Source organism: Agrococcus sp. SCSIO52902 (genome assembly GCF_022983135.1).
Lineage (GTDB): Bacteria > Actinomycetota > Actinomycetes > Actinomycetales > Microbacteriaceae > Agrococcus > Agrococcus sediminis.
This window is the reverse complement of sequence record NZ_CP095269.1, coordinates 760,512-779,939: the sequence shown is the minus strand read 5'-3', so window position 1 is coordinate 779,939 and position 19,428 is coordinate 760,512. Positions and strand designations below refer to the sequence as shown.

20 protein-coding genes are annotated in these 19,428 nt (G+C 74.5%); 11 read left to right on the top strand and 9 right to left on the bottom strand.

Annotated features, from left to right (window positions below):
- Positions 1-6: 6 nt before the first annotated feature.
- From MU522_RS03880 to MU522_RS03865, 4 genes are read right to left on the bottom strand one after another with little or no spacing between them, the layout of a single operon-like run.
- Positions 7-663: an alpha/beta fold hydrolase gene (locus MU522_RS03880; RefSeq protein ID WP_246992624.1), complete on the bottom strand. Its 657-nt coding sequence runs from the start codon at positions 661-663 to the stop codon at positions 7-9.
- Positions 664-712: 49 nt separating this feature from the next.
- Positions 713-3,334 (bottom strand): DUF4062 domain-containing protein, encoded by a 2,622-nt coding sequence (locus MU522_RS03875; RefSeq protein ID WP_246992623.1) that lies wholly within the window; start codon positions 3,332-3,334, stop codon positions 713-715.
- Positions 3,331-4,008, bottom strand: coding sequence for a hypothetical protein (locus MU522_RS03870; protein WP_246992622.1), 678 nt, complete (start codon positions 4,006-4,008; stop codon positions 3,331-3,333). The genes MU522_RS03875 and MU522_RS03870 overlap by 4 nt, the downstream gene beginning before the upstream one ends.
- Positions 3,998-5,200 (bottom strand): DUF4062 domain-containing protein, encoded by a 1,203-nt coding sequence (locus tag MU522_RS03865; RefSeq protein WP_246992621.1) that lies wholly within the window; start codon positions 5,198-5,200, stop codon positions 3,998-4,000. Before MU522_RS03865 ends, MU522_RS03870 begins: the two co-directional genes overlap by 11 nt.
- Positions 5,201-5,295: 95 nt before the next feature.
- On the opposite strand from MU522_RS03865, the gene MU522_RS03860 reads away from it, so the two are divergent.
- Positions 5,296-6,141: a DUF1206 domain-containing protein gene (locus MU522_RS03860; protein ID WP_246992619.1), complete on the top strand. Its 846-nt coding sequence runs from the start codon at positions 5,296-5,298 to the stop codon at positions 6,139-6,141.
- A 6-nt stretch (positions 6,142-6,147) separates the two neighbouring features.
- The gene (locus MU522_RS03855; RefSeq protein ID WP_246992617.1) at positions 6,148-6,993 is read left to right on the top strand and encodes a DUF1206 domain-containing protein; all 846 of its coding nucleotides are present in this window, start codon (positions 6,148-6,150) and stop codon (positions 6,991-6,993) included.
- A 3-nt stretch (positions 6,994-6,996) separates the two neighbouring features.
- Here MU522_RS03855 and MU522_RS03850 read toward each other — a convergent pair whose 3' ends face one another.
- Complete coding sequence (locus tag MU522_RS03850) at positions 6,997-7,428, bottom strand: hypothetical protein (protein WP_246992615.1); 432 nt, start codon at positions 7,426-7,428, stop codon at positions 6,997-6,999.
- Positions 7,429-7,518: 90 nt separating this feature from the next.
- On the opposite strand from MU522_RS03850, the gene dcd reads away from it, so the two are divergent.
- On the top strand, positions 7,519-8,112 hold the full coding sequence (dcd, locus tag MU522_RS03845) for a dCTP deaminase (RefSeq protein ID WP_146354822.1): 594 nt from the start codon (positions 7,519-7,521) through the stop codon (positions 8,110-8,112).
- Between the two features lie 9 nt (positions 8,113-8,121).
- On the top strand, positions 8,122-9,021 hold the full coding sequence (locus tag MU522_RS03840; RefSeq protein ID WP_246992613.1) for a hypothetical protein: 900 nt from the start codon (positions 8,122-8,124) through the stop codon (positions 9,019-9,021).
- Between the two features lie 51 nt (positions 9,022-9,072).
- Here the strand turns inward: MU522_RS03840 and MU522_RS03835 are convergent, their stop codons facing one another.
- Complete coding sequence (locus MU522_RS03835) at positions 9,073-9,429, bottom strand: hypothetical protein (protein ID WP_246993567.1); 357 nt, start codon at positions 9,427-9,429, stop codon at positions 9,073-9,075.
- Positions 9,430-9,757: 328 nt separating this feature from the next.
- On the opposite strand from MU522_RS03835, the gene MU522_RS03830 reads away from it, so the two are divergent.
- Positions 9,758-10,075 (top strand): MarR family transcriptional regulator, encoded by a 318-nt coding sequence (locus MU522_RS03830; RefSeq protein WP_246992610.1) that lies wholly within the window; start codon positions 9,758-9,760, stop codon positions 10,073-10,075.
- 27 nt (positions 10,076-10,102) lie between these two features.
- Here the strand turns inward: MU522_RS03830 and MU522_RS03825 are convergent, their stop codons facing one another.
- From MU522_RS03825 to MU522_RS03815, 3 genes are all read right to left on the bottom strand, one after another.
- Positions 10,103-10,612: a 2'-5' RNA ligase family protein gene (locus MU522_RS03825; protein ID WP_246992608.1), complete on the bottom strand. Its 510-nt coding sequence runs from the start codon at positions 10,610-10,612 to the stop codon at positions 10,103-10,105.
- A 138-nt stretch (positions 10,613-10,750) separates the two neighbouring features.
- Positions 10,751-11,686: a hypothetical protein gene (locus MU522_RS03820; RefSeq protein ID WP_246992606.1), complete on the bottom strand. Its 936-nt coding sequence runs from the start codon at positions 11,684-11,686 to the stop codon at positions 10,751-10,753.
- A gap of 187 nt (positions 11,687-11,873) precedes the next feature.
- Complete coding sequence (locus MU522_RS03815; protein ID WP_246992604.1) at positions 11,874-13,373, bottom strand: MFS transporter; 1,500 nt, start codon at positions 13,371-13,373, stop codon at positions 11,874-11,876.
- Between the two features lie 90 nt (positions 13,374-13,463).
- On the opposite strand from MU522_RS03815, the gene MU522_RS03810 reads away from it, so the two are divergent.
- The 6 genes from MU522_RS03810 (at position 13,464) to MU522_RS03785 (ending at position 19,383) form a co-directional block, all read left to right on the top strand.
- Positions 13,464-13,946: a cation:proton antiporter regulatory subunit gene (locus tag MU522_RS03810; RefSeq protein ID WP_246992602.1), complete on the top strand. Its 483-nt coding sequence runs from the start codon at positions 13,464-13,466 to the stop codon at positions 13,944-13,946.
- A gap of 2 nt (positions 13,947-13,948) precedes the next feature.
- A complete protein-coding gene (locus MU522_RS03805; protein WP_246992600.1) occupies positions 13,949-15,100 on the top strand; it encodes a cation:proton antiporter in 1,152 nt (383 codons plus the stop codon).
- Positions 15,101-15,326: 226 nt separating this feature from the next.
- The gene (gene dnaK, locus MU522_RS03800; protein ID WP_246992598.1) at positions 15,327-17,189 is read left to right on the top strand and encodes a molecular chaperone DnaK; all 1,863 of its coding nucleotides are present in this window, start codon (positions 15,327-15,329) and stop codon (positions 17,187-17,189) included.
- 2 nt (positions 17,190-17,191) lie between these two features.
- On the top strand, positions 17,192-17,947 hold the full coding sequence (locus MU522_RS03795) for a nucleotide exchange factor GrpE (protein WP_246992596.1): 756 nt from the start codon (positions 17,192-17,194) through the stop codon (positions 17,945-17,947).
- Between the two features lie 42 nt (positions 17,948-17,989).
- Positions 17,990-18,952 (top strand): DnaJ C-terminal domain-containing protein, encoded by a 963-nt coding sequence (locus tag MU522_RS03790; RefSeq protein ID WP_128188939.1) that lies wholly within the window; start codon positions 17,990-17,992, stop codon positions 18,950-18,952.
- Positions 18,952-19,383, top strand: coding sequence for a MerR family transcriptional regulator (locus MU522_RS03785; RefSeq protein ID WP_246992594.1), 432 nt, complete (start codon positions 18,952-18,954; stop codon positions 19,381-19,383). The genes MU522_RS03790 and MU522_RS03785 overlap by 1 nt, the downstream gene beginning before the upstream one ends.
- The last annotated feature ends 45 nt before the right edge of the window (positions 19,384-19,428 follow it).

Below are 19,428 nucleotides of genomic sequence, written 5' to 3'. Positions count from 1 at the left end.
CGCGCGTCAGCCGGCGGGCCGCAGGTGCTCGCGCAGGAACGCGACCGTCGACGCCCAGGCCGCGGCCGACGCATCCGCGTCGTAGCGCTCCGGCACCTGCGCGTTCTGGAACCCGTGCACCGCGCCGGGGTGGTGGCGGATCTCGACGTCGTCGAAGCCCTCGGCCTCGAGCCGCGCGCGGTACGCGTCAGGTGCCTCGCGGCCGCTCCAGTCGTCGTGCTCGGCGAGCTGGAAGAGCGCCGGGACGCGGGGACCCGTCGCTGTGCTGTGCGGTGCGGCGCCGTAGTAGGCGACGACCGCGTCGATCGACCCCTGTGCGGCGTACATGAGCGCGATGCCCGCGCCCATCGAGAAGCCGACCACGGCGGCCCGCTCGCTGCCGAGCGCCCTCGCCTCGCCGATCGCCTCGCTGACGATGTGCAGGGCGCCGGGCAGGTCGGCGCGCCGCTCGCGCAGCAGCGCGTCGGCCTCGTCGTCGTCGGTGGTCGACCTGCCGTCGTAGAGGTCGAGCACCGCGACGCGGAAGCCCTCGTCGGCCAGCCGCGCGCCGAAGCCGTCGATCCACGGCAGGCGGCCGTTCCAGTCGTGCGCGAGCGCGACCACAGGGTCGCCCTCCGCGCCGTGCCAGCGGGTCGCGGTGTCGTCGGTCGTCTCGATCGCCATGGTGCTCCTTCGCTCGCGGGCCACGCTAGCCGACGCGGCCGCGCGCCCCTCAGGCCGCGTCGGCCGGGCGCAGCCGCCCGGTGAGCGCGTACTCGGCGGCCTCGACCGCGCCGTAGTCGCGGCCGCGCTCCTCCGCTGCTCGCAGGCGCGCGGCGTCGCCCCGCTCGGCGAGCTCGTCGAGGTAGCGGGTGTGGAAGACGAACTCGGGCGCGTCGAAGACGGCGGTGCGCCGGCGGATCGCCGACGCCGCCCCGGCGAGCACCCCGGCGCGCTCCTCGTCGTCGCGGAGCGCCGCGATCGCGGCGAGCCCCTCGAGCCCGTACGCGATGCCCTCCTCGTGGCGCAGCGCCACCGAGTCGGCGGTGGCGGTGAGCAGCAGCTGCTCGGCCTCCTCGATGCGGCCGCCGAACAGGTGCATGCGCGCGAGGTGGTGCATCGCCACCGTCGCCGCGAACCGGTCGCCGCTGCCGGCCGCCGCCGCGATGGCGCGGCTCGAGCGCTCGGTGGCCGACGCCAGGTCGCCCGCGAGCGCGTCGATGCGGGCGAGCGCGACGAGCGCGAGGCTCTCGCCCCAGCCGGCGCCCAGGGCGCGGAAGCGCCGCGCGCCCTCCTCGAGCCAGACGCTCGCGCGCGGCAGGTCGTGGTCGGCGGTGGTGATCTCGGCGAAGCCGGCGGTGGCGATGCACATCGCGGCGCCCAGCGCATCCCCTTCGCCCTCGAACGCGTCGGCGGCGGCGAGCAAGGAGGTCGGGATGTCGTGGGAGGGCGCCGCCCACATGTCGCGCCAGCCGACGAAGAAGGCCGCGATCGCCCGGGTGCGGGGCGGCAGCGGCCGGGCGGCGCCCGCCACCGCCTCCTCCATCCAGTGCGCCACCTCGGTCAGGTGCGCGCCCATCCACCAGTAGAGGAAGAGCCTCCACGCGACGTCGGCGGCCGTCTCGGCGTCGCCGGCCCGCGTCAGGTGGCGCACGGCCGTGCGCAGGTTGCCGCGCTCCAGGTTGAGCCTGCCCACCGCATCCATCTGGTCGCTGAAGCCCAGGCCGCGGCCCTCGCGCCGGGCGAGCGCCGCGTAGACGGCCGCGTGCGCGTCGCGCGCGGCGTCCTCCTCGCCGGCCGCCTGCAGCTGCTCGACGCCGTGCTCGCGCACCGTCGCGAGCATCGAGAAGACCGCCTGGCCGTCGACGTCGTCCTGCTCGAGCAGCGAGCTGTCGACGAGCGTCTCGAGCGCGGCGTAGACGTCGACGTCCCAGCCGCGCGCCTCGGCGAGCGCCTCGATCGACTCGAGCGAGAAGCCCGGCGAGCAGACCGACAGGTCGCGCAGCATGCGGCGCTCGGGCTCGGCGAGCAGCCCCGTCGACCACTCGATCGTCGAGCGCAGCGTGCGCTGCCGCGGCGGCAGGTCGCGCGACGCGTCGACGAGCAGCGGCAGCTGCCGGTCGAGCCGCTGCAGCATCGCCGCCGGCGTGAGCACGCGGATGCGCGCTGCCGCGAGCTCGATCGCGAGCGGCAGCCCCTCGAGCACCCGGCAGATGCCGACGATCGCCCCGATCGTGGCGGGCGTCGCCTCGAAGTCGGGCTTGACCGCGTGGGCGCGCTCGATGAGCAGCTCGACGGCGGGCGACGTGCTCGCGCGCACGATCGAGTCGGGCGAGGCCGGGTCGTGGGTCGCGAGCGGCGGCACCTCGAACGCGCGCTCGCCGCGCACCCGCAGCAGCGCGCGGCTCGTGACGAGGAAGGATGCGTCGGGCGCGACGGTGAAGAGCCGCACGAGGATCGGCGCGGCCGCGAGCAGCTGCTCGAAGTTGTCGAGCACGATGAGCATCCGCCTGCCCTCGAGCGCGATCGCGAGGCGCTGCTCGAGCGGCTGCTCGCCGGTGTCGCGCACGCCGATCGCGGCGCCGATCGTCGGCAGCAGCAGCTCGGGCTCCAGCACGTTCTCGAGCGCCACGAACGCCGTGCCGTCGGGGAAGCGGTCGCCGGCGGCCTGCGCGACCGCGATCGCGAGCCGGCTCTTGCCGATGCCGCCGGGGCCGAGCAGCGTCACGAGCCGGTTGCTGCGGTCGTCGAGCAGCGCGAGCACGTCGGCGAGCTCGCGCTCGCGGCCGATGAGCCGCGTGTAGGGGGAGGGGATGCGCGCGGCGAGCAGGTCGACGGGGGTCGCCGCGGGCGACGGGCCGGCGCGCGACGCGTCGAACCGCTCCGCCAGGAGCGTCGCGAGGTCGGCGGCGACGAGCGCCGCGAGGTCGTCGGGCGTCGAGAAGGTCTTGTAGGAGGCGGTGTCGTCGCGCTCGATGCGGGCGATGAGCTCGGCGAGCCGCGGCTCCCGATCGGGGTCGTCCCGCAGGTAGATGAGCCGCGGCATCGTCGGCGGCGCGAGGCGGTACTCGTCCTCGAGGCCCGAGACCTCCTCGCCGGGCGCGACCCAGCCGTAGCGCTCGCCGTAGATGCCGACGAAGACGTCGCTCTGCTCGAGGTACGCGCGGTAGAGGTCGCGCGGCGGGTGGGGGCGGGCGCCGAGCTCGAACATCACCGGCGCGAGCTGCAGCCGCTCGATCGCGGCGCGGACGGCGCGGCGCTCGGGCTCGAGCTCGCGCAGCGTCGACGAGACGAAGACGCGCAGCCGCTGGTCGGGGGTGCGGATGCCGCTGCCGCGGCCGGGCGCGCCGGTCACCACTGCGCCAGGGCCGGCGCGATGCGGTCGCGCTCCTCGTCGGGCAGGGCGATCGCGATCGCCTCGGCCACCGTGAGCTCGGCGCCGCGCCGCTCGCCCGCCGCGACCGCGGCCGGGTCGGCCTCCCGCATGGCGTCGAGCTGCGGCGTGTGCACGGTGAACGCCTCCGCGTCGAACACGCCGATGCGCTGCCGGATCGCATCGGCCGCCGCCGCGAGCATCCCCGCCCGCTCGCCGTCGCCGCGCGCGGCCGCGACGGCGCAGAGCCCCTCGAGCCCGTAGGCGATGCCCTCCTCGAAGTGCAGGCGGATGGAGACGAGCAGCGTGCGCACGCAGCCGGCCTCGGCGGCGTCGACCTCGCCGCGCACGAGCTGCAGCCGTGCCTGGTGGTTGCCGGCGACCGAGAGGGTGAAGAGGTCGCCGCTCGCCTCGGCGACCTCGGTGGCCCGGTCGAAGCGCGCCTGGGCGTCGTCGGTGCGGCCGCGCAGCCACGCGAGCCTGCCGCGCGAGACCTCGGTGATCGCCTCGGCCCACGCGTTGCCCAGCTCGTGCAGCTCCTCGACCGCCTCGGCGAGCTCGCGCTCGGCGGTCGCGAGATCGGGCAGCGGCAGTTGCAGCCGCGCGGTCGCGCGCGCGGCGGTCGCCATCGCGGCGGCGTCGCGGTCAGCGGCCAAGATGCGCGTGCTCGAGCTCGATCGCGAGCGGCATGCCGTCGAGCGCGCGGCAGATGTCGGCGACGGCCGCGGCGTTCTCGTCCGTGATGGCGAAGCCCGGCTTCACCGCCTGCGCGCGGTCGACGAAGAGCGCGACGGCGGCGGAGCGCATCGCCCGCTCCCCGGCCCGTGCGCCCTCGTCCGGCACCGGCAGCGCATCCACCTCGTAGACGCGCTCGCCGCGGATGCGCAGCACCGTGCGGCTCGTGACGAGGAAGGTCGCCTCGGGCGCGACGTCGAAGAGGCGCACGAGCAGCGGTGCCGCCTCGACGATCTGCTCGAAGTTGTCGAGCACGAGCAGCACGCGGCGGCCCGCGAGGGCGCGCGCGATGCGCTCCTCGAGCGCCGCCTCGCCGTTGTCGCGGATGCCGAGCACGTACGCGATCGTCGGCAGCAGCAGCCCGGGCTCGAAGACGCCCTCGAGCGGCAGGAAGTAGCGGCCGTCGGGGAAGAGGTCGGCGCTCGCGTGGGCGATCTCGATCGCGAGCCTGCTCTTGCCGATCCCGCCCGGGCCGACGAGGCTGATGAGCCGGTCGCCGCGGCGCTCGAGCAGCGCCCGCACCTCCGCCATCTCACGCTCGCGCCCGATCGTGACCGTGTAGGGCACGGGGATGTGCGTGGCCGGCGTGGGCGGGATCTCCTCCGGCCCCCCGTCGTCGGCGGGGATCCGCGACTCGTCGAAGCGCTCGGCGAGCAGCGTCGCGAGGTCGCTCGACACCTGCTCCTCGAGCTGCTCGGCCGTCTCGAACGGCAGGTAGGCGGCAGTGTCGTCGGCCTGGATGCGCGCGATGAGCTCGGCGAGCCGCGGGTCGCGCTGCCCGGCCGCGCGCACGTAGATGAGCTTCGGCATCTCGGGCGGCGCGAGCCGGTACTCGTCCTCGAGCCCCGAGATCGACTCCTCGGGCGCCACCCAGCCGTAGCTGTCGCCGTAGATGCCGACGAAGACGTCGCTCTGCGCGAGGTAGGAGCGGTAGAGCGCGCGCGGCGGGTGCGGGCGGGCGCCGAGCTCGAACATGACGGGGGCCAGGCGCATGCGCTCGATCGCGGCGCGCACCGCACGGCGCTCGTCGGCGAGCTCGCGCAGGGTCGAGCTGACGAACACCCGGATCCGCTGATCGGGCGTGCGGATCACGGGCCGGGGGCGGCCGGTCATGGCCACATCCTCGCGCGCGGCGTCCCGCACGGCAACAGTGTTGCCGAATCATGCTCGGGCGCTGAGCATGGGCTGCGGTGCTCTACCGTTGCACCATGGTCGATGGTGCAGGGGCGCGCGAGGTCGCGTCGGATGCGGTGGATGCGGCTGCCCGCGCCGCCGGCAAGGCGCAGGGCGTCGCGGCGAAGGCCGAGGACCACCGCGCGGCGGGATGGGTCGAGGGCGCCGGGCAGGTCGCCAACGGCATCGTGCACTTCATCATCGGCGCGATCGCGCTGGGCGTCGCGTTCGGCGACGCCGGCTCGGCCGACCAGTCCGGCGCGATGCGGGCGATCGAGCAGACGCCGCTCGGCGCGGTCGGGCTCTGGGCGGTCGGCATCGCCCTGATGGGCCTCGCGCTGCACTCCGCGGTGAGCGCGCTCGCCGCGTCGCGGCGCGACTGGAAGGACGCCGCGAAGTCGGCTGGCCGCGCGGTCGCGTACGCCGTCATCGGCGCCACCGCTCTCGTCTACGCGATGGGCGGCACCTCCGACGGCGAGGAGAGCACCGAGTCGCTCTCTGCCGACCTCATGGCGAACCCCTTCGGGCTCGTGCTCGTCGGAGCGATCGGGCTCGCGATCGTCGGCGTCGGCGTCTACTTCGTCGTCAAGGGCGTGCGCAAGAAGTTCCTCGAGGACGTCGCGCCGCCCGCCCGCTGGCGCCGCCTCGTCGAGCGCCTCGGCACGGCCGGCTACGTCGCGAAGGGCGTCGCGGTCATGGTCGTCGGCGCGCTGTTCGTCGTCGCCGCGCTGCAGGACGATCCCGAGGAGACCGGCGGCCTCGACGGGGCGCTGCAGTCGCTCACCACGGTGCCCGGCGGCGTCGTCGCGCTCGTCGGCATCGCCGTGGGCCTGATGCTCTACGGCATCTACTGCTTCGCCCGCGGCGCCTGGTCGCGCTGAGCGCCCGTGGCTGACGGGGAGCGCTCCCGCGCGGCGCTCTCGGAGGCGGCGGATGCGGCGGGCCGTGCCGCGCGCAAGGCCCAGCGGGCGGCCGCGCAGGCCGAGGAGCACCGCGCCACCTCCTGGGTGGAGGCGGTCGGCCAGTCGGCCAACGGCATCGTGCACATGATCATCGGCGGCATCGCGCTCGGCGTCGCCGCCGGCGCCGGCGGCGCGGCCGACCAGTCGGGGGCGATGGCCGCGCTCCAGCAGACAGTGATCGGCGGGCTCGCGCTGTGGGTCGTCGGCCTCGCGCTCGTCGGGCTCGCGCTGCACGCCTTCGTCGTGGCGGTGGCCGAGTCGCGCCGCAACCGCCGCGACGCGTTCCGGGCTGCCGGCCGCGGCATCGGCCACGCCGTGGTGGGGGCCACGGCGCTCGTGTTCGCGCTCGGCGGCAGGATCGACGGCGAGCAGACCACCGAGGACTTCTCGGCCGCGGTGCTCGCCGGCCCAGTCGGGCCCTGGCTGATCGGCGCCGCCGGGCTCGTGATCGCGGGCGTCGGCGTCGCCTTCGTGGTGCGCGGCGTGCGCCGGAAGTTCTTCGAGGACGTCGCCCCGCCGCGCCGCTTCCGCCGCGTCGTCGAGGTGCTCGGAGCCCCGGGCTTCGTCGCGAAGGGCATCGCGGTGCTCATCGTCGGCGTGCTCTTCGTCTTCGCCGCGGTGCGCGACGACCCGCAGGAGGCGGGCGGCCTCGACGGCGCCCTGCAGTCGCTGACGACCGTGCCGGGAGGCGTGATCGCGCTCGTCGCGATCGCGGTGGGCCTCATCGTCTACGGCGTCTACCTGTTCGCCCGAGGCATCTGGGCCCGCTGACGCCTACTTCGCGCGACCGCGGCGCGGGTGCGGCAGGATCGGGTTGCGCAGCCGCGCGAGCCGCTTCGCGACCTCCATCGGCGGCATCGCGCCGCGCTCGTGGGGCGGCAGCTCGTCGAGCGTCGGCTGCGGGCCTCGCTCGAGCCCCCACTCGGAGCCCTCGTCCGCGTCCTCCGGCGCCTCGGGCACGTGGGGCGCGTGCTCGCCGTGCCCGCGCAGCCGCGCGTCGAGCGCGGTGAGGTCGGTGCCGCTCGCCTGCAGATCGCGGCCCATCGTGCGCAGCACGCGCACGGTCGTCTCGTAGTCCTCGTCCGAGACGCCCGCCTCGACGCGGCGGGCGACCTCCTCGTCGCCGAGCGAGCGCCGCGCGCGCTCGACGGCGGCGGCGGCGAGCTCGACCCAGTCCTCGAGCCTGCGATTGCGGTGCACGGCCATGGCGACCTCCCGGCTCCCATCGTCCTCCTGTCTGCTGGGAACCGCACCTTCGCATCCGCCCGGCAACGCGCGAGCGATACCCTCGGCGTCGTGCTGCTCAGCGATCGCGACATCCGCGCCCGGCTCGCGTCGGGCGACCTCGGCCTCGAGCCCCTCGACCTGGCGATGGTGCAGCCGTCGAGCGTCGACGTGCGGCTCGATCGCGGCTTCCGGCTCTTCGACAACCACAAGTACCCGTTCATCGATCCGGCCGAGGATCAGCCCGACCTCACGCGGCTCGTCGAGGTGGGCGCCGACGAGGCGTTCATCCTGCACCCGGGCGAGTTCGTGCTCGGCGCCACCTACGAGCGGGTCACGCTGCCGGCCGACGTCGCGGCGCGCCTCGAGGGCAAGTCGTCGCTCGGGCGCCTCGGGCTGCTGACGCACTCGACCGCCGGCTTCATCGACCCCGGCTTCTCGGGCCACGTGACGCTCGAGCTGTCGAACGTCTCGACGCTGCCGATCAAGCTCTGGCCGGGCATGAAGATCGGGCAGGTCTGCTACTTCCAGCTCAGCTCGCCCTCCGAGACGCCCTACGGGCAGGGCGGCAACCTCAACCGCTACCAGGGGCAGCGCGGGCCGACGGCGTCGCGCTCGTTCCAGTCGTTCCACCGCACGGTGATCGACGCGCCCGCCGGCGACTGAGGAGCACCGATGGCCGGGCCGCTGCGCGTCGAGCACGACGTCGAGGTGGGGCGGTGGCTGCAGGCGGCGCTCGGCCCGTTCGGCACGGTCGGCGCGGTGATGCCGCCGGTGTTCGAGGCCTACGCGCGCATCCTGCACCCGGCGACGCTGTCCGTGGCGACCGACCGGACGGATGCGCATGGGTGCCAGGTGCATGAGACGCGCGAGATCACCTGGCACGACGCTCGATCGCTGATCGGCGATCGCCTCGCCACGCCGCAGCCGTGGACGTCGTGGCTCGCTCGCTTCGGCGAGGACCAGATCGATCTCGGCGGGGGCTCCTGGGTCGGCTCGCCCGAGCTCGGCGACATCCCGCTGCCGACCCTCACGACGCTGACCGAGCTGCTGCTCGACGAGCACGGCGACGCCGAGGTGCTCGTCGCGGTCTGGGAGGGGAGCGGGCTCGACCCCTCGAGCACCAGCACCTTCTGGCCCATCGACCCGTCGCTCGCGTCCTCCGAGCGCTTGCGCCGCCACCGCGAGGCGGAGGCGGCGCATCGCGAGCTGGCCTGGGCGGCGATCGACCCCGCCGTGCGCGCCGCGATGGAGCAGCAGCGCCTGCTCGGCCTGCCGCGCGAGCGGCAGGGCCGTGGCCACGTGCTGCTGCGCGGACGGCTCGGCGCCTTCGCCGACCCCGCGTGGGTCGAGACGGCGGGGCTCGGCTGGAGGGAGGGCGACTGGGTCGACCGCGGCCGCACGCCGAACGCCGTCTGGCCGACCGAGCCGCAGGGCGCGCCGGCATGGATGGTCGCCACCGACCTCGACCTCGACGTGACCTTCGTCGGCGGCAGTGCGCACCTCGTCGGGCGCGTGCTCGCGCATCCGTCGCTCGAGGCCGAGCGGGCGCGCCCCGAGGATCCGCTCGTCTGACGGCAGAGGCGCCCCCGCCGCAGCGGGAGCGCCTCGTGGCCGGTCGTCGGCTCAGCGCAGCTCGGCGCCGATCCGGCGCAGCGTGCGCATCGTGGTGATGTAGTCGGCGTGGCTGACCGCGCCCGCGAGCCGGTCGTGCAGCTGGCCGGGCGTCAGGCCCGCCCGGCGGATGCGCCGCGCCGACCGCAGGATGCTGCGCTCGAGCGTGGGCCGCGGGCGCGCGTCGCCGCGCGGGTGGCGGCCCGTCTGCGGCTCGGCGCCGGCGTGGTCGGTGCGGTGCTGGTCGGCGGCCTCGTGGCCGTCGTGGCCGTGGTGCCCGTGGTGACGGTGGTGGCCGTGGTCGGCGGCGCGGGGGCAGCCGTGGCCGTGGTGGTCGAGGGTGTCGGGGGTGTGGTGTGCGGATCGCATCGCGATCCTCCTCTCGTCTCCGGAGCCGCCGCGGGAGGCGGCGGATGCATGTCATTCGACATCTCCATGTCACTGTGCATGTACATGTAGGGTGACATGCATGCCGGATGCTCGTCAAGCCCCAGATGCCGAAGTGCTGCAGATCGCCGAGGCGCTCGACCGCCTCGGCATGCGCCGCCCGCCCGGTTCCGGGCGCCCATCCCATCCCGGTCGACCGCCGCGCTCGCACGAGGAGCACGAGCAGCATCACCCGCACAGGCACGGCGCCGACGAGGAACGGCGCGCGCCCCACGACCGCGGACCGCGCGGCGCGATGGGCGCACGGCGCATGCTCCACGCGATCGTGCGCGCAGAGGCAGCCCGCTCGATCTCCGACCTCGGCCGCGACATCGGCGTCGACCAGCCCCGCGCATCCCGCCTCGTCCAGGGCCTGGCCGAGGCGGGGCTCGTGCGGCGCATCCCCGTCCCCGCCGACGGGCGCCGCGTCGTCATCGAGGCGACCGCGGCCGGCCGACGCCACGTCGCCGAGCACGCCGAGGCGCGCGCCGCGGAGGTCGCGACCGCCGCCGAGGCGCTCTCGCCCGCCGAGCGCGCGACGCTCGCCGCGCTGCTCACGCGGCTCGCCGACGCCTGGCCCGCGCGCTGAGGCTGCCGCAGCCGCGCCGGCGGCAGTTCAGCCGCCGAGGGGCGTGAGGGTCGCGCTCGCCGGATCCCAGTGGCGCATGCCGACGGCGTGCGCGTCGATCGGCTCGCCGAGCAGCGCGAGCGCCGTGGGCACGTCGGCCAGCCGCAGCCGCCGGGCGAGCGTCACGTGCGGCACCCAGCGGCCGGGGCGGAAGTGCGCGACGTCGTCCGCAGGACCCGCCGCCTCGACGACCGCCGACTGCAGCGCGAGCAGGGCGGCGCTCGGCACGATCGCGCGGGCGAGCACTCGGCGCTCGCCGACGCCGAGCAGCATCGGCTCGCCCAGCACGAGCGGCAGCGGCAGCGGCAGGCGAGCGAGCGGCAGGCGCGCGGGCAGGCCGGGCCGCGCGAGCAGGGTGATGTGCGGGCGGTTGCTCGGCGCGTCGTGCCGGGCGAGGCTCGACAGGCCCGCGTCCGCGAGCGCGTGCCACTCGTCCCGCACGCGCGCCTCGGCAGCCTCGTCGAGCAGCAGCTCGACGCTCGACATCCGCGCCTCCATGCCGACAGCCTGCCCGAGCCGCGCTGTGCGTGGGCGCGGCGCACATCCGACTTCCGGTACCGAATCGCGGGTCCCGGCCGCGCGCATCCGCGATCCGGTGCCGGAATCCCCAGCGACCCGCGGCACGCCGGAGGTCCCTCAGGCGTCGACGCCCCGCCGCGCGAGCGCCGAGCGCACCCGCGCGACGAGCCCCGCGCCGCCGTGCCGCAGGTCGGCCTTCGTCGCGCGGATCACGATCCAGCCGAGCGACTCGAGCAGCTCCTGGCGACGGATGTCCTTGGCCCACTGGGCGGGATCCGTCAGGTGGTGCTCACCCTCGTACTCGACGGCGATGAGCCACTCGGGGTAGGCCAGGTCGATCACCGCGCGCAGCTCGCCGTCGACCCAGACCTCGTGCTGCACGGTGGGCTCCGGCAGCCCGGCCGCCACGATCGCCAGCCGGGACCGCGTCTCGGGCGGCGAGTCGACGCCGGTCCGCACGTCGGCGAGCGCGACGCGGAACGCCCCGCGACCGTGCACGCCGCGGCAGCGATCAGCGAACGCGGCGAGCTGCTCCACCGACGCGAAGGGGCGCTGCGGCACGCGGAGCCCGGGGTAGTGCTCCGACGGCGTGATGAGCGCGTCGAGCAGCACGACGAGGTCGGCGTGCGGGGTCTCTCGAGCCATCGACATGACGGCCGCCGCCGGCCAGAGCGTGCGCAGACCCTCGAGCTCGCCGGGCACGAGCCGTCTCGGATCGAACCTGCGCACCCGCGTGCCCTTGGCGCGCGTCGCGGTCGCCCCGACGGGGACGCCGACGACGAGCGGCTCGTCGGCGCGCCACGGGTGGGCGACCGGCAGGCCCCACAGCCGTGCGGCCGTGACGCCTGCGAAGGCATGGGTCGGCGCCATGCGCGACGCGAACGCCGTCGCGAACGCGCGCACGTCGGCAGGCTGCTCCCGCATGCGCACGCCGTGGCGCGGCGCGACGAGGTCGCCGGCGCGCAGGCGCTTGCGCGAGACGCCGAGCCGCAGTGCCTCCGCCGTCGTGAAGGTGCTGCCGAGCGGCTCGGGCAGGGGCTCGGGGGCGACCATGCGCGCATCCTGCGCCTCCCCGCTCGGCCCCGGCGCGCATCCGCTCGGCGCCTGTGGAGAGCGGCGATCGGTGCCCCCGATCCGGCTCGAGCGATCTGCGCCACCACCTGGCCCCCCAGCCGCGGGTCCGGAGGGCCGATCGGTGCCGCAGATCGCCCACGACGGATGCGCGCGCGTGGTCAGCGCGTCAGGCGGTCGGCTTCGAGGAGGCCTCGCGCTCCGCGCCCTCGAGCACCGTCGGGCGCGGGTGCACGGGCAGCACGAGCAGCAGTCCCGCGATGAGCACGAGCACGATGCCGAGGATGCCGAAGCGCGTGTCGCCCGTGAGCGAGACGAACACCGCGAACAGCGTCGGCGCGAGGAACGACACCGCGCGCCCGGTCGTCGCGTAGAGGCCGAACATCTCGCCCTCGCGCCCCTCGGGCGTGATGCGGGCCATGAACGAGCGCGACGCCGACTGCACGGGGCCCACGAAGGTCGACAGCGCGAGCCCGAACACCCAGAACATCGCCTTGCCCTCGACGAAGAGCACCGCGAGGCCCGAGAGCGACAGCACGACGAGCGAGACGACGATCACGATCTTGGGGCCGAAGCGGTCGTCGGCCCAGCCGCCCACGAAGGTGCCCGCGCCGGCGGTGACGTTGGCGGCGATGGCGAAGAGGATGACCTCGGTCGCGCTGAAGCCGAACACCGACGACGCGATGATGGCGCCGAAGGTGAACACGCCCGAGAGCCCGTCGCGGAAGACGGCCGAGGCGGCGAGGAACAGCAGCGTCTTGGGCGCCGTGCGCGCGATGCGGCGGATCGTGCGGAAGAGGATGCGGTACGACTCGACGATGCCGACCTTGGGCGGCGCGGCGCCGGTCGGCGGCAGCTCGGGCACCTTGAGCAGCAGCGGCAGCGCGAACACGAGGAACCACACGGCGCTCGTCAGCACCGCGAGGCGCACGTCGAGCGCGCCGCCCTCGCGGCCGTTCGGCACCGCGAGCACACCGCCCGCGTCGGGCGAGGCGAGCGGGAAGATGAACAGCACGAGCAGGAGCCCCAGCAGCACGATGCCGCCGACGTAGCCCATGCCCCACCCGTAGCCCGAGGTGCGCCCGAGCGCTGCCTTCGTCGACACCTGGTGCAGCATCGCGTTGTAGTTGACCGACGCGAACTCGAAGAAGAGGTTGCCGGCCGCGAGCAGCGCCGCGCCGAGCCACAGGTACTCGGGCACGGGGGTCACGAAGAACATGCCCACCATGGCGAGGATCGTCACGCCGGTGTTGACCGCCACCCACAGCTTGCGGCGACCGCCGCCATCCGACCGCTGGCCGATGACGGGCGCGAGGAGCGCGACGAGCAGGCCCGCGATCGCGACCGCCCACGCGACGACCGAGGCGTTGTCGGCGAGGGCGCGCGTGAGCTCGGGCGAGCCGCCCTCGCCGGCGGCGTCGACGATCGCCGGGTCGACGAAGAGGTCGGATGCGATGTACCGGCTGAAGACGAAAGTCGTCACGACGGCGTTGAACGACGCCGAGCCCCAGTCCCACAGCGCCCACGCGGTGGCGCGGCGCCCGAGCTCGCGCCGCGTGACGGGCGCGACCCCGATCTGCGACGGCTGCACGACGTCGTCGGGCGATCCCTTCGCGGCGCCGCCGGAGACGGGGGCGGATGCGGCGGGCGGCTCGTGAGGGACGCTCATGGCATGAGCGTAGGGCCGCGGGGCGCGCGCCGGCCGCAGCCGCGGTGGCGCGCGGGTGTCGCGGCGCCCGCGCGGTGCCAGAATGCGGTCGTGGAGATCACGCAGACGCTGCTGCCCGGGGTCGGGATGCGCTACGACATGAGGACGACGAAGGGCGTGCCGCTCTCGATCGTCGTGCACCGCGAGGGGCAGGCCGACCTGTGCGTGCTGAGCCGCGAGGACCCGGACGACGTGCGCCTCGAGCTGTCGCTCAACGAGGACGAGGTGGATGCGCTCGCCGAGCTCCTGGGCGCGGCCCGGATCGCGGAGGGCATGCTCGACGTGACGCGCGAGATCCCCGGCCTCGAGTCGGCGCGGCTCGCGATCGAGCCCGGCTCGCCGTTCGCGGGGCACCCGCTCGGCAGCACGAAGGCGCGCACCCTCACGGGCTGCTCGATCGTCGCGATCGTGCGCGGCGACGACGTGCTCGCGGCGCCCGGCCCTGAGGAGCCGCTCGCCGCCGGCGACACGCTCGTGGTGGTCGGCTCGGCGACGGGCATCGATCAGCTGCGGGTCAGGCTGCAGCCGGCCTGACCATGCACGACGTCGCCGCCCTCCTGCTCGAGCTGGGCGCCGTCGTGCTCGGGGTGTCGCTGCTGGGGCTCGTGGCGCACCGCATCGGCATCTCGCCCGTGCCGCTCATGCTCGTCGCGGGCGTCGGGCTCGGCTCGGGCGGGCTCGTCGACATCACGCACGCGGAGCCGTTCATCGGCCCGGCGGCCGAGATCGGCGTGCTCCTGCTGCTGCTCATGCTGGGGCTCGAGTTCACCGCGGAGGAGCTCGCGCAGTCGCTCGCCCGGCACGGGCGCTCGGGGCTGGCGGACTTCGCGCTCAACGCGGGCGCGGGATTCCTCATCGGCCTGGCGATCGGGATGCCGCTGCCGGCGTGCCTCGCGCTCGCCGGCATCACGTGGGTCTCGTCGTCGGGCATCGTGGCGCGGCTGCTCGCCGACCTCGGCCGCCTCGGCAACCGCGAGACGCCGGCGGTGCTGTCGATCCTCGTGATCGAGGACATCGCGATGGCGATCTTCCTGCCGGTGCTCATCGCGGTGCTGACGGGCGCCGAGTGGTGGCAGGCGCTCGGCGCGGTGGCGCTCGCGGTGGGCGCGGTCACGACCATCCTCTTCGCCTCGCGACGGGCGTCGGTGCCGCTCGGCCGGCTGCTGAGCCACCCGAGCGACGAGCAGGTGCTGCTGCGGCTGCTCGGGATCACGCTGCTCGTCGCCGGGCTCACGCAGCTGCTCGGCGCCTCGGCCGCGGTGGGCGCGTTCCTCGTCGGCATCGCGGTGCCGCCGTCGCTCGCCGTGCGGGCGCGGAGCATCCTGGGGCCGCTGCGCGACCTGTTCGCGGCGATCTTCTTCTTCTCCTTCGGCCTGCCGATCGTGCCGGCCGAGCTGCTGCCGGTGCTGCCGGCGGCGCTGCTGCTCGCGGTCGTCACGACGTCCACGAAGCTCGGCACCGGCTGGCTCGCGGCGGCCCGCGACGGCGTGCAGCGGCGCGGCCGGCTGCGCGCGGGCGCGGCGCTCGTGCCGCGCGGCGAGTTCTCGATCGTGATCGCGGCGCTCGCGGTGGGCGCGGGCTACCCGGAGGTGGGGGCGCTCGCCGCCTGCTACGTGCTGCTCACGGCGATCGGCGGGCCGCTGCTCGCGCGCTGGATCGTGCCGTCGCCCCGCGCGGTGCTCGCGTAGCCGCATCCGTCGACGCTCCCTGGGAATGCGCCCAGAAACTTGACACGACCCGACTCAAGGTGGAAAAGTTGAGCCATCGCGACTCAAGTCAGCGCCCGCCCGGGCGCGGTCGCAGCCGGGATTCCGGGAGACGAGCCCACCGCCAGGTCATGGGGGGATGACGGTGGGCCGGTCTGCCGGAATCAGGCACGAGCGCAGCGCGAGCTGCGAACAGGAGGCAGACACCATGGCACGAGCAGTCGGCATCGACCTCGGCACCACCAACTCCGTCGTCGCGTTCCTCGACGGCGGCGAGCCCACGGTCATCGCGAACGCCGAGGGCTTCCGCACGACCCCCTCGGTCGTCGCGTTCGTCAAGGAGGGCGAGACGCTCGTCGGCGAGCCGGCCAAGCGCCAGGCCGTCACGAACGTCGACCGCACCATCTCGTCGGTCAAGCGCCACATGGGCACCGACTGGAAGCAGGAGATCGACGGCAAGCAGTACACGCCGCAGGAGATCTCGGCCCGCATCCTCGGCAAGCTCAAGCGCGACGCCGAGACGTACCTCGGCGAGAAGGTGACCGACGCGGTCATCACCGTCCCCGCGTACTTCAACGACGCCGAGCGCCAGGCGACGAAGGAGGCCGGCGAGATCTCCGGCCTCAACGTGCTGCGCATCATCAACGAGCCCACCGCGGCCGCGCTCGCCTACGGCCTCGACAAGGGCAAGGAGGACGAGCTCATCCTCGTCTTCGACCTCGGCGGCGGCACGTTCGACGTCTCCCTCCTCGAGGTGGGCAAGGACGACGACTTCTCCACGATCCAGGTGCGCTCGACCGCGGGCGACAACCGCCTCGGCGGCGACGACTGGGACGACCGGATCGTCGAGTGGCTCAAGCAGCGCTTCAAGGACCAGACCGGCGTCGACGTCTCGAACGACAAGATCGCCATGCGCCGCCTCAAGGAGGCCGCCGAGCAGGCCAAGAAGGAGCTCTCCTCGTCGTCGAACACGAGCATCCAGCTCCCGTACTTCTCGCTCACCGAGAACGGCCCCGCCAACCTCGAGGAGTCGCTGACGCGCGCCCAGTTCGAGAACATGACGAAGGACCTGCTCGAGCGCACCCGCAAGCCCTTCGAGGACGTCATCCGCGAGGCCGGCATCAAGGTCGACGACATCGCGCACGTCGTGCTCGTCGGCGGCTCGACCCGCATGCCCGCCGTCACCGAGCTCGTCAAGCAGCTCACCGGCGGCAAGGAGCCCAACAAGGGCGTCAACCCGGATGAGGTCGTCGCCGTGGGCGCGGCCCTCCAGGCCGGCGTGCTGAAGGGCGAGCGCAAGGACGTGCTGCTCATCGACGTCACCCCGCTCTCGCTCGGCATCGAGACCAAGGGCGGCATGATGACGAAGCTCATCGAGCGCAACACCGCCATCCCGACGAAGCGCTCCGAGACCTTCACGACCGCCGAGGACAACCAGCCCTCGGTCGCCATCCAGGTGTTCCAGGGCGAGCGCGACTTCACCCGCGACAACAAGCCGCTCGGCACGTTCGAGCTCACCGGCATCGCGCCGGCGCCCCGCGGCGTGCCGCAGGTCGAGGTGACCTTCGACATCGACGCGAACGGCATCGTGCACGTGTCCGCCAAGGACAAGGGCACCGGCAAGGAGCAGTCGATGACGATCACCGGCGGCTCGAGCCTCTCGAAGGAGGACATCGAGCGCATGGTGAAGGACGCCGAGGAGCACGCGGCGGCCGACCACGCCCGTCGCGAGGCCGCCGAGATGCGCAACACCGGCGAGACCCTCGTCTACTCGGTCGAGAAGGTGCTGACCGACAACGGCGGGCAGCTGCCCGACGACGTGAAGACCGAGGTGCAGGCCGATGTGGATGCGGTGAAGTCGGCCCTCGCGGGCGACGACGACGAGGCGGTCAAGACGTCGGTCGAGAAGCTGCAGCAGTCGCAGTCGAAGCTCGGCGAGGCGATCTACCAGCAGCAGGCGCAGGGCGAGCAGCCCGGCGCCGGTGCTGAGGAGCCGCAGGCCGGCGCGTCGTCGGAGGACGACGACGTGGTCGACGCCGAGGTCGTCGACGACGAGGACGAGAAGAAGTAGCCGTGGCCGAGCACGAGGAGTTCCCGGTGCCCGGTGCCGACGACGAGGGCCGCGACGCGGCATCGCCCGAGGGCCAGGACGAGCCGAAGGTCACCGACCCTTCGACAGGCTCAGGGCAGGCCGACGGGTCTGGCGACCCGTCGCGGAAGATCGACCCGGAGACGGGCGAGCCCCGCGAGGCTGCCCCCGGCGATGCCCCGGCGGCGGAGGGCGGCGAGCCCGCTCCCGCCGCCGCGGGCGCGCCCGACGCGGGCGCCGCATCCGACGACCTGAGCGACGAGGACCGCGCCCTGCTCGAGGGCGAGGCGGCGGCGATCGAGGCCGAGCGGGCCGCGTTCGAGGCGAAGTCGGCGCAGCAGCTCGACGAGCTGCAGCGCCTGCGCGCCGAGTTCGTCAACTACCGCAACCGCACCGAGCGCGACCGCGCGGGCGACCGCGACGCGACCACGGCATCCGTCATCAGGACGATGCTGCCGGCGCTCGACGACCTCGACCTCGCCGAGAAGCACGGCGACCTGGCCGAGGGGCCGCTGGCGATCGTCGCGCAGAAGCTGCGCGCGTCGTTCGACCAGCTCGGCGTCGTGCGGCTGGGCGAGGTCGGCGAGGCGTTCGACATCGACAAGCACGAGGCCGTCGCCCAGCTGCCGAACCCGGAGGTGACCGAGATGGTCGTCGCCGACGTCGTGCAGGCGGGCTACCGCATCGGCGACCGGATGCTGCGCGCCGCCAAGGTCGCGGTGTTCGTCCCGGCAGAGTGAGGCACGCACCCGAGCAGGGCCCGGAGCCGAGGGAGGTGAGGCATGGCTAGCAACGACTGGTTCGACAAGGACTTCTACGCGGTGCTCGGCGTCGCCAAGGACGTCAGCGCCGCCGACCTCAAGAAGCAGTACCGCAAGCTCGCCCGCCAGTTCCACCCCGACTCCAACCCGGGCGACGCGGCCGCGGAGGCGCGCTTCAAGGAGATCTCCGAGGCGCACGCCGTGCTCTCCGACCCGAAGCAGCGGCAGGAGTACGACGCGATCCGCGCGATGGCCGGCGGCCGCCCGCGGTTCGCGCCGGGCGGCGCGGGCGGCTTCGAGGACGTCTTCGGCGGCTTCGGCGGCGGCCCGCGGGTGCAGTACTCGCAGGGCGACTTCGAGGATCTGCTCGGCGGCATGTTCGGCGGGGCCGGCGGCTTCGGCGGCGCGGGCGGCTTCGGCGCGCGCCGGCCGGCCAAGGGCCGCGACGTCACCGCGCGGGCCGCGCTCGACTTCACGTCGGCGGTGCAGGGCGACACCCTCAAGCTCACGGTCGGCGGCCGCACCATGACGGTGAAGGTGCCCGCGGGCGTGCACGACGGGCAGAAGATCAAGCTGGCCGGCAAGGGCGACCCGTCGCCCACCGGCGGCGAGCCGGGCGACCTCATCCTCACGGTGCAGGTGCGGCCGCATCCGGTCTTCACCATGGACGGCCTCAACCTGCGCCTCGACGTGCCCGTGACGTTCGCCGAGGCGGCGCTCGGGGCGACGATCGAGGTGCCCACGCTCGGCGGCACCCCGGTGCGGCTCAAGGTCGCGCCGGGCACCCCCTCGGGCCGCGTGCTGCGCGTCAAGGGTCGCGGCGTGGCCGGCAAGAAGGGCACGGGCGACCTGCTCGCCACCATCCAGGTGGCGGTGCCGGCGCACCTCACCAAGGAGCAGGTCGAGCACCTCGAGGCGTTCGTGGCCGCGGGGCCGAGCGAGTCGCCGCGCGCCGACCTGCTCGCGAAGGCGCGGACCGACTGATGCGCGGCGTGCCGGAGGGCCTCGACGAGACGTCGCCGATCTTCTCGATCGCGGCGGCCGCCGAGCTCGCCGGCCTGCACGCGCAGACGCTGCGGCAGTACGACCGGCTCGGGCTCGTCGAGCCCGCACGCACCGTCGGCAACACGCGCCGCTACTCGATGCGCGACGTCGGCCGGCTGCGACAGGTGCAGCTGCTGTCGGCCGAGGGCGTCTCGCTCGAGGGCATCCGGCGCATCCTCGCGATGAGCGACGAGAACCGCGAGCTGCGCGCGCGGGTGCGCGAGCTCGAGTCGGCGCTCGCGGATGCGGTGATGCAGCAGCAGGGACGCCGCGTCTTCGCCGCCGGCGCGACCGGCATCACCACGATCCGCGCGGGCGCGCGCCCGTCGAAGCCCGGCTCGATCGTGCTCTGGCGCGGCGGGCGCGGGTAGCCGGCCCTCTCGGTCCCGGACGCTCGGCTGGCGATGTGCGGGTCG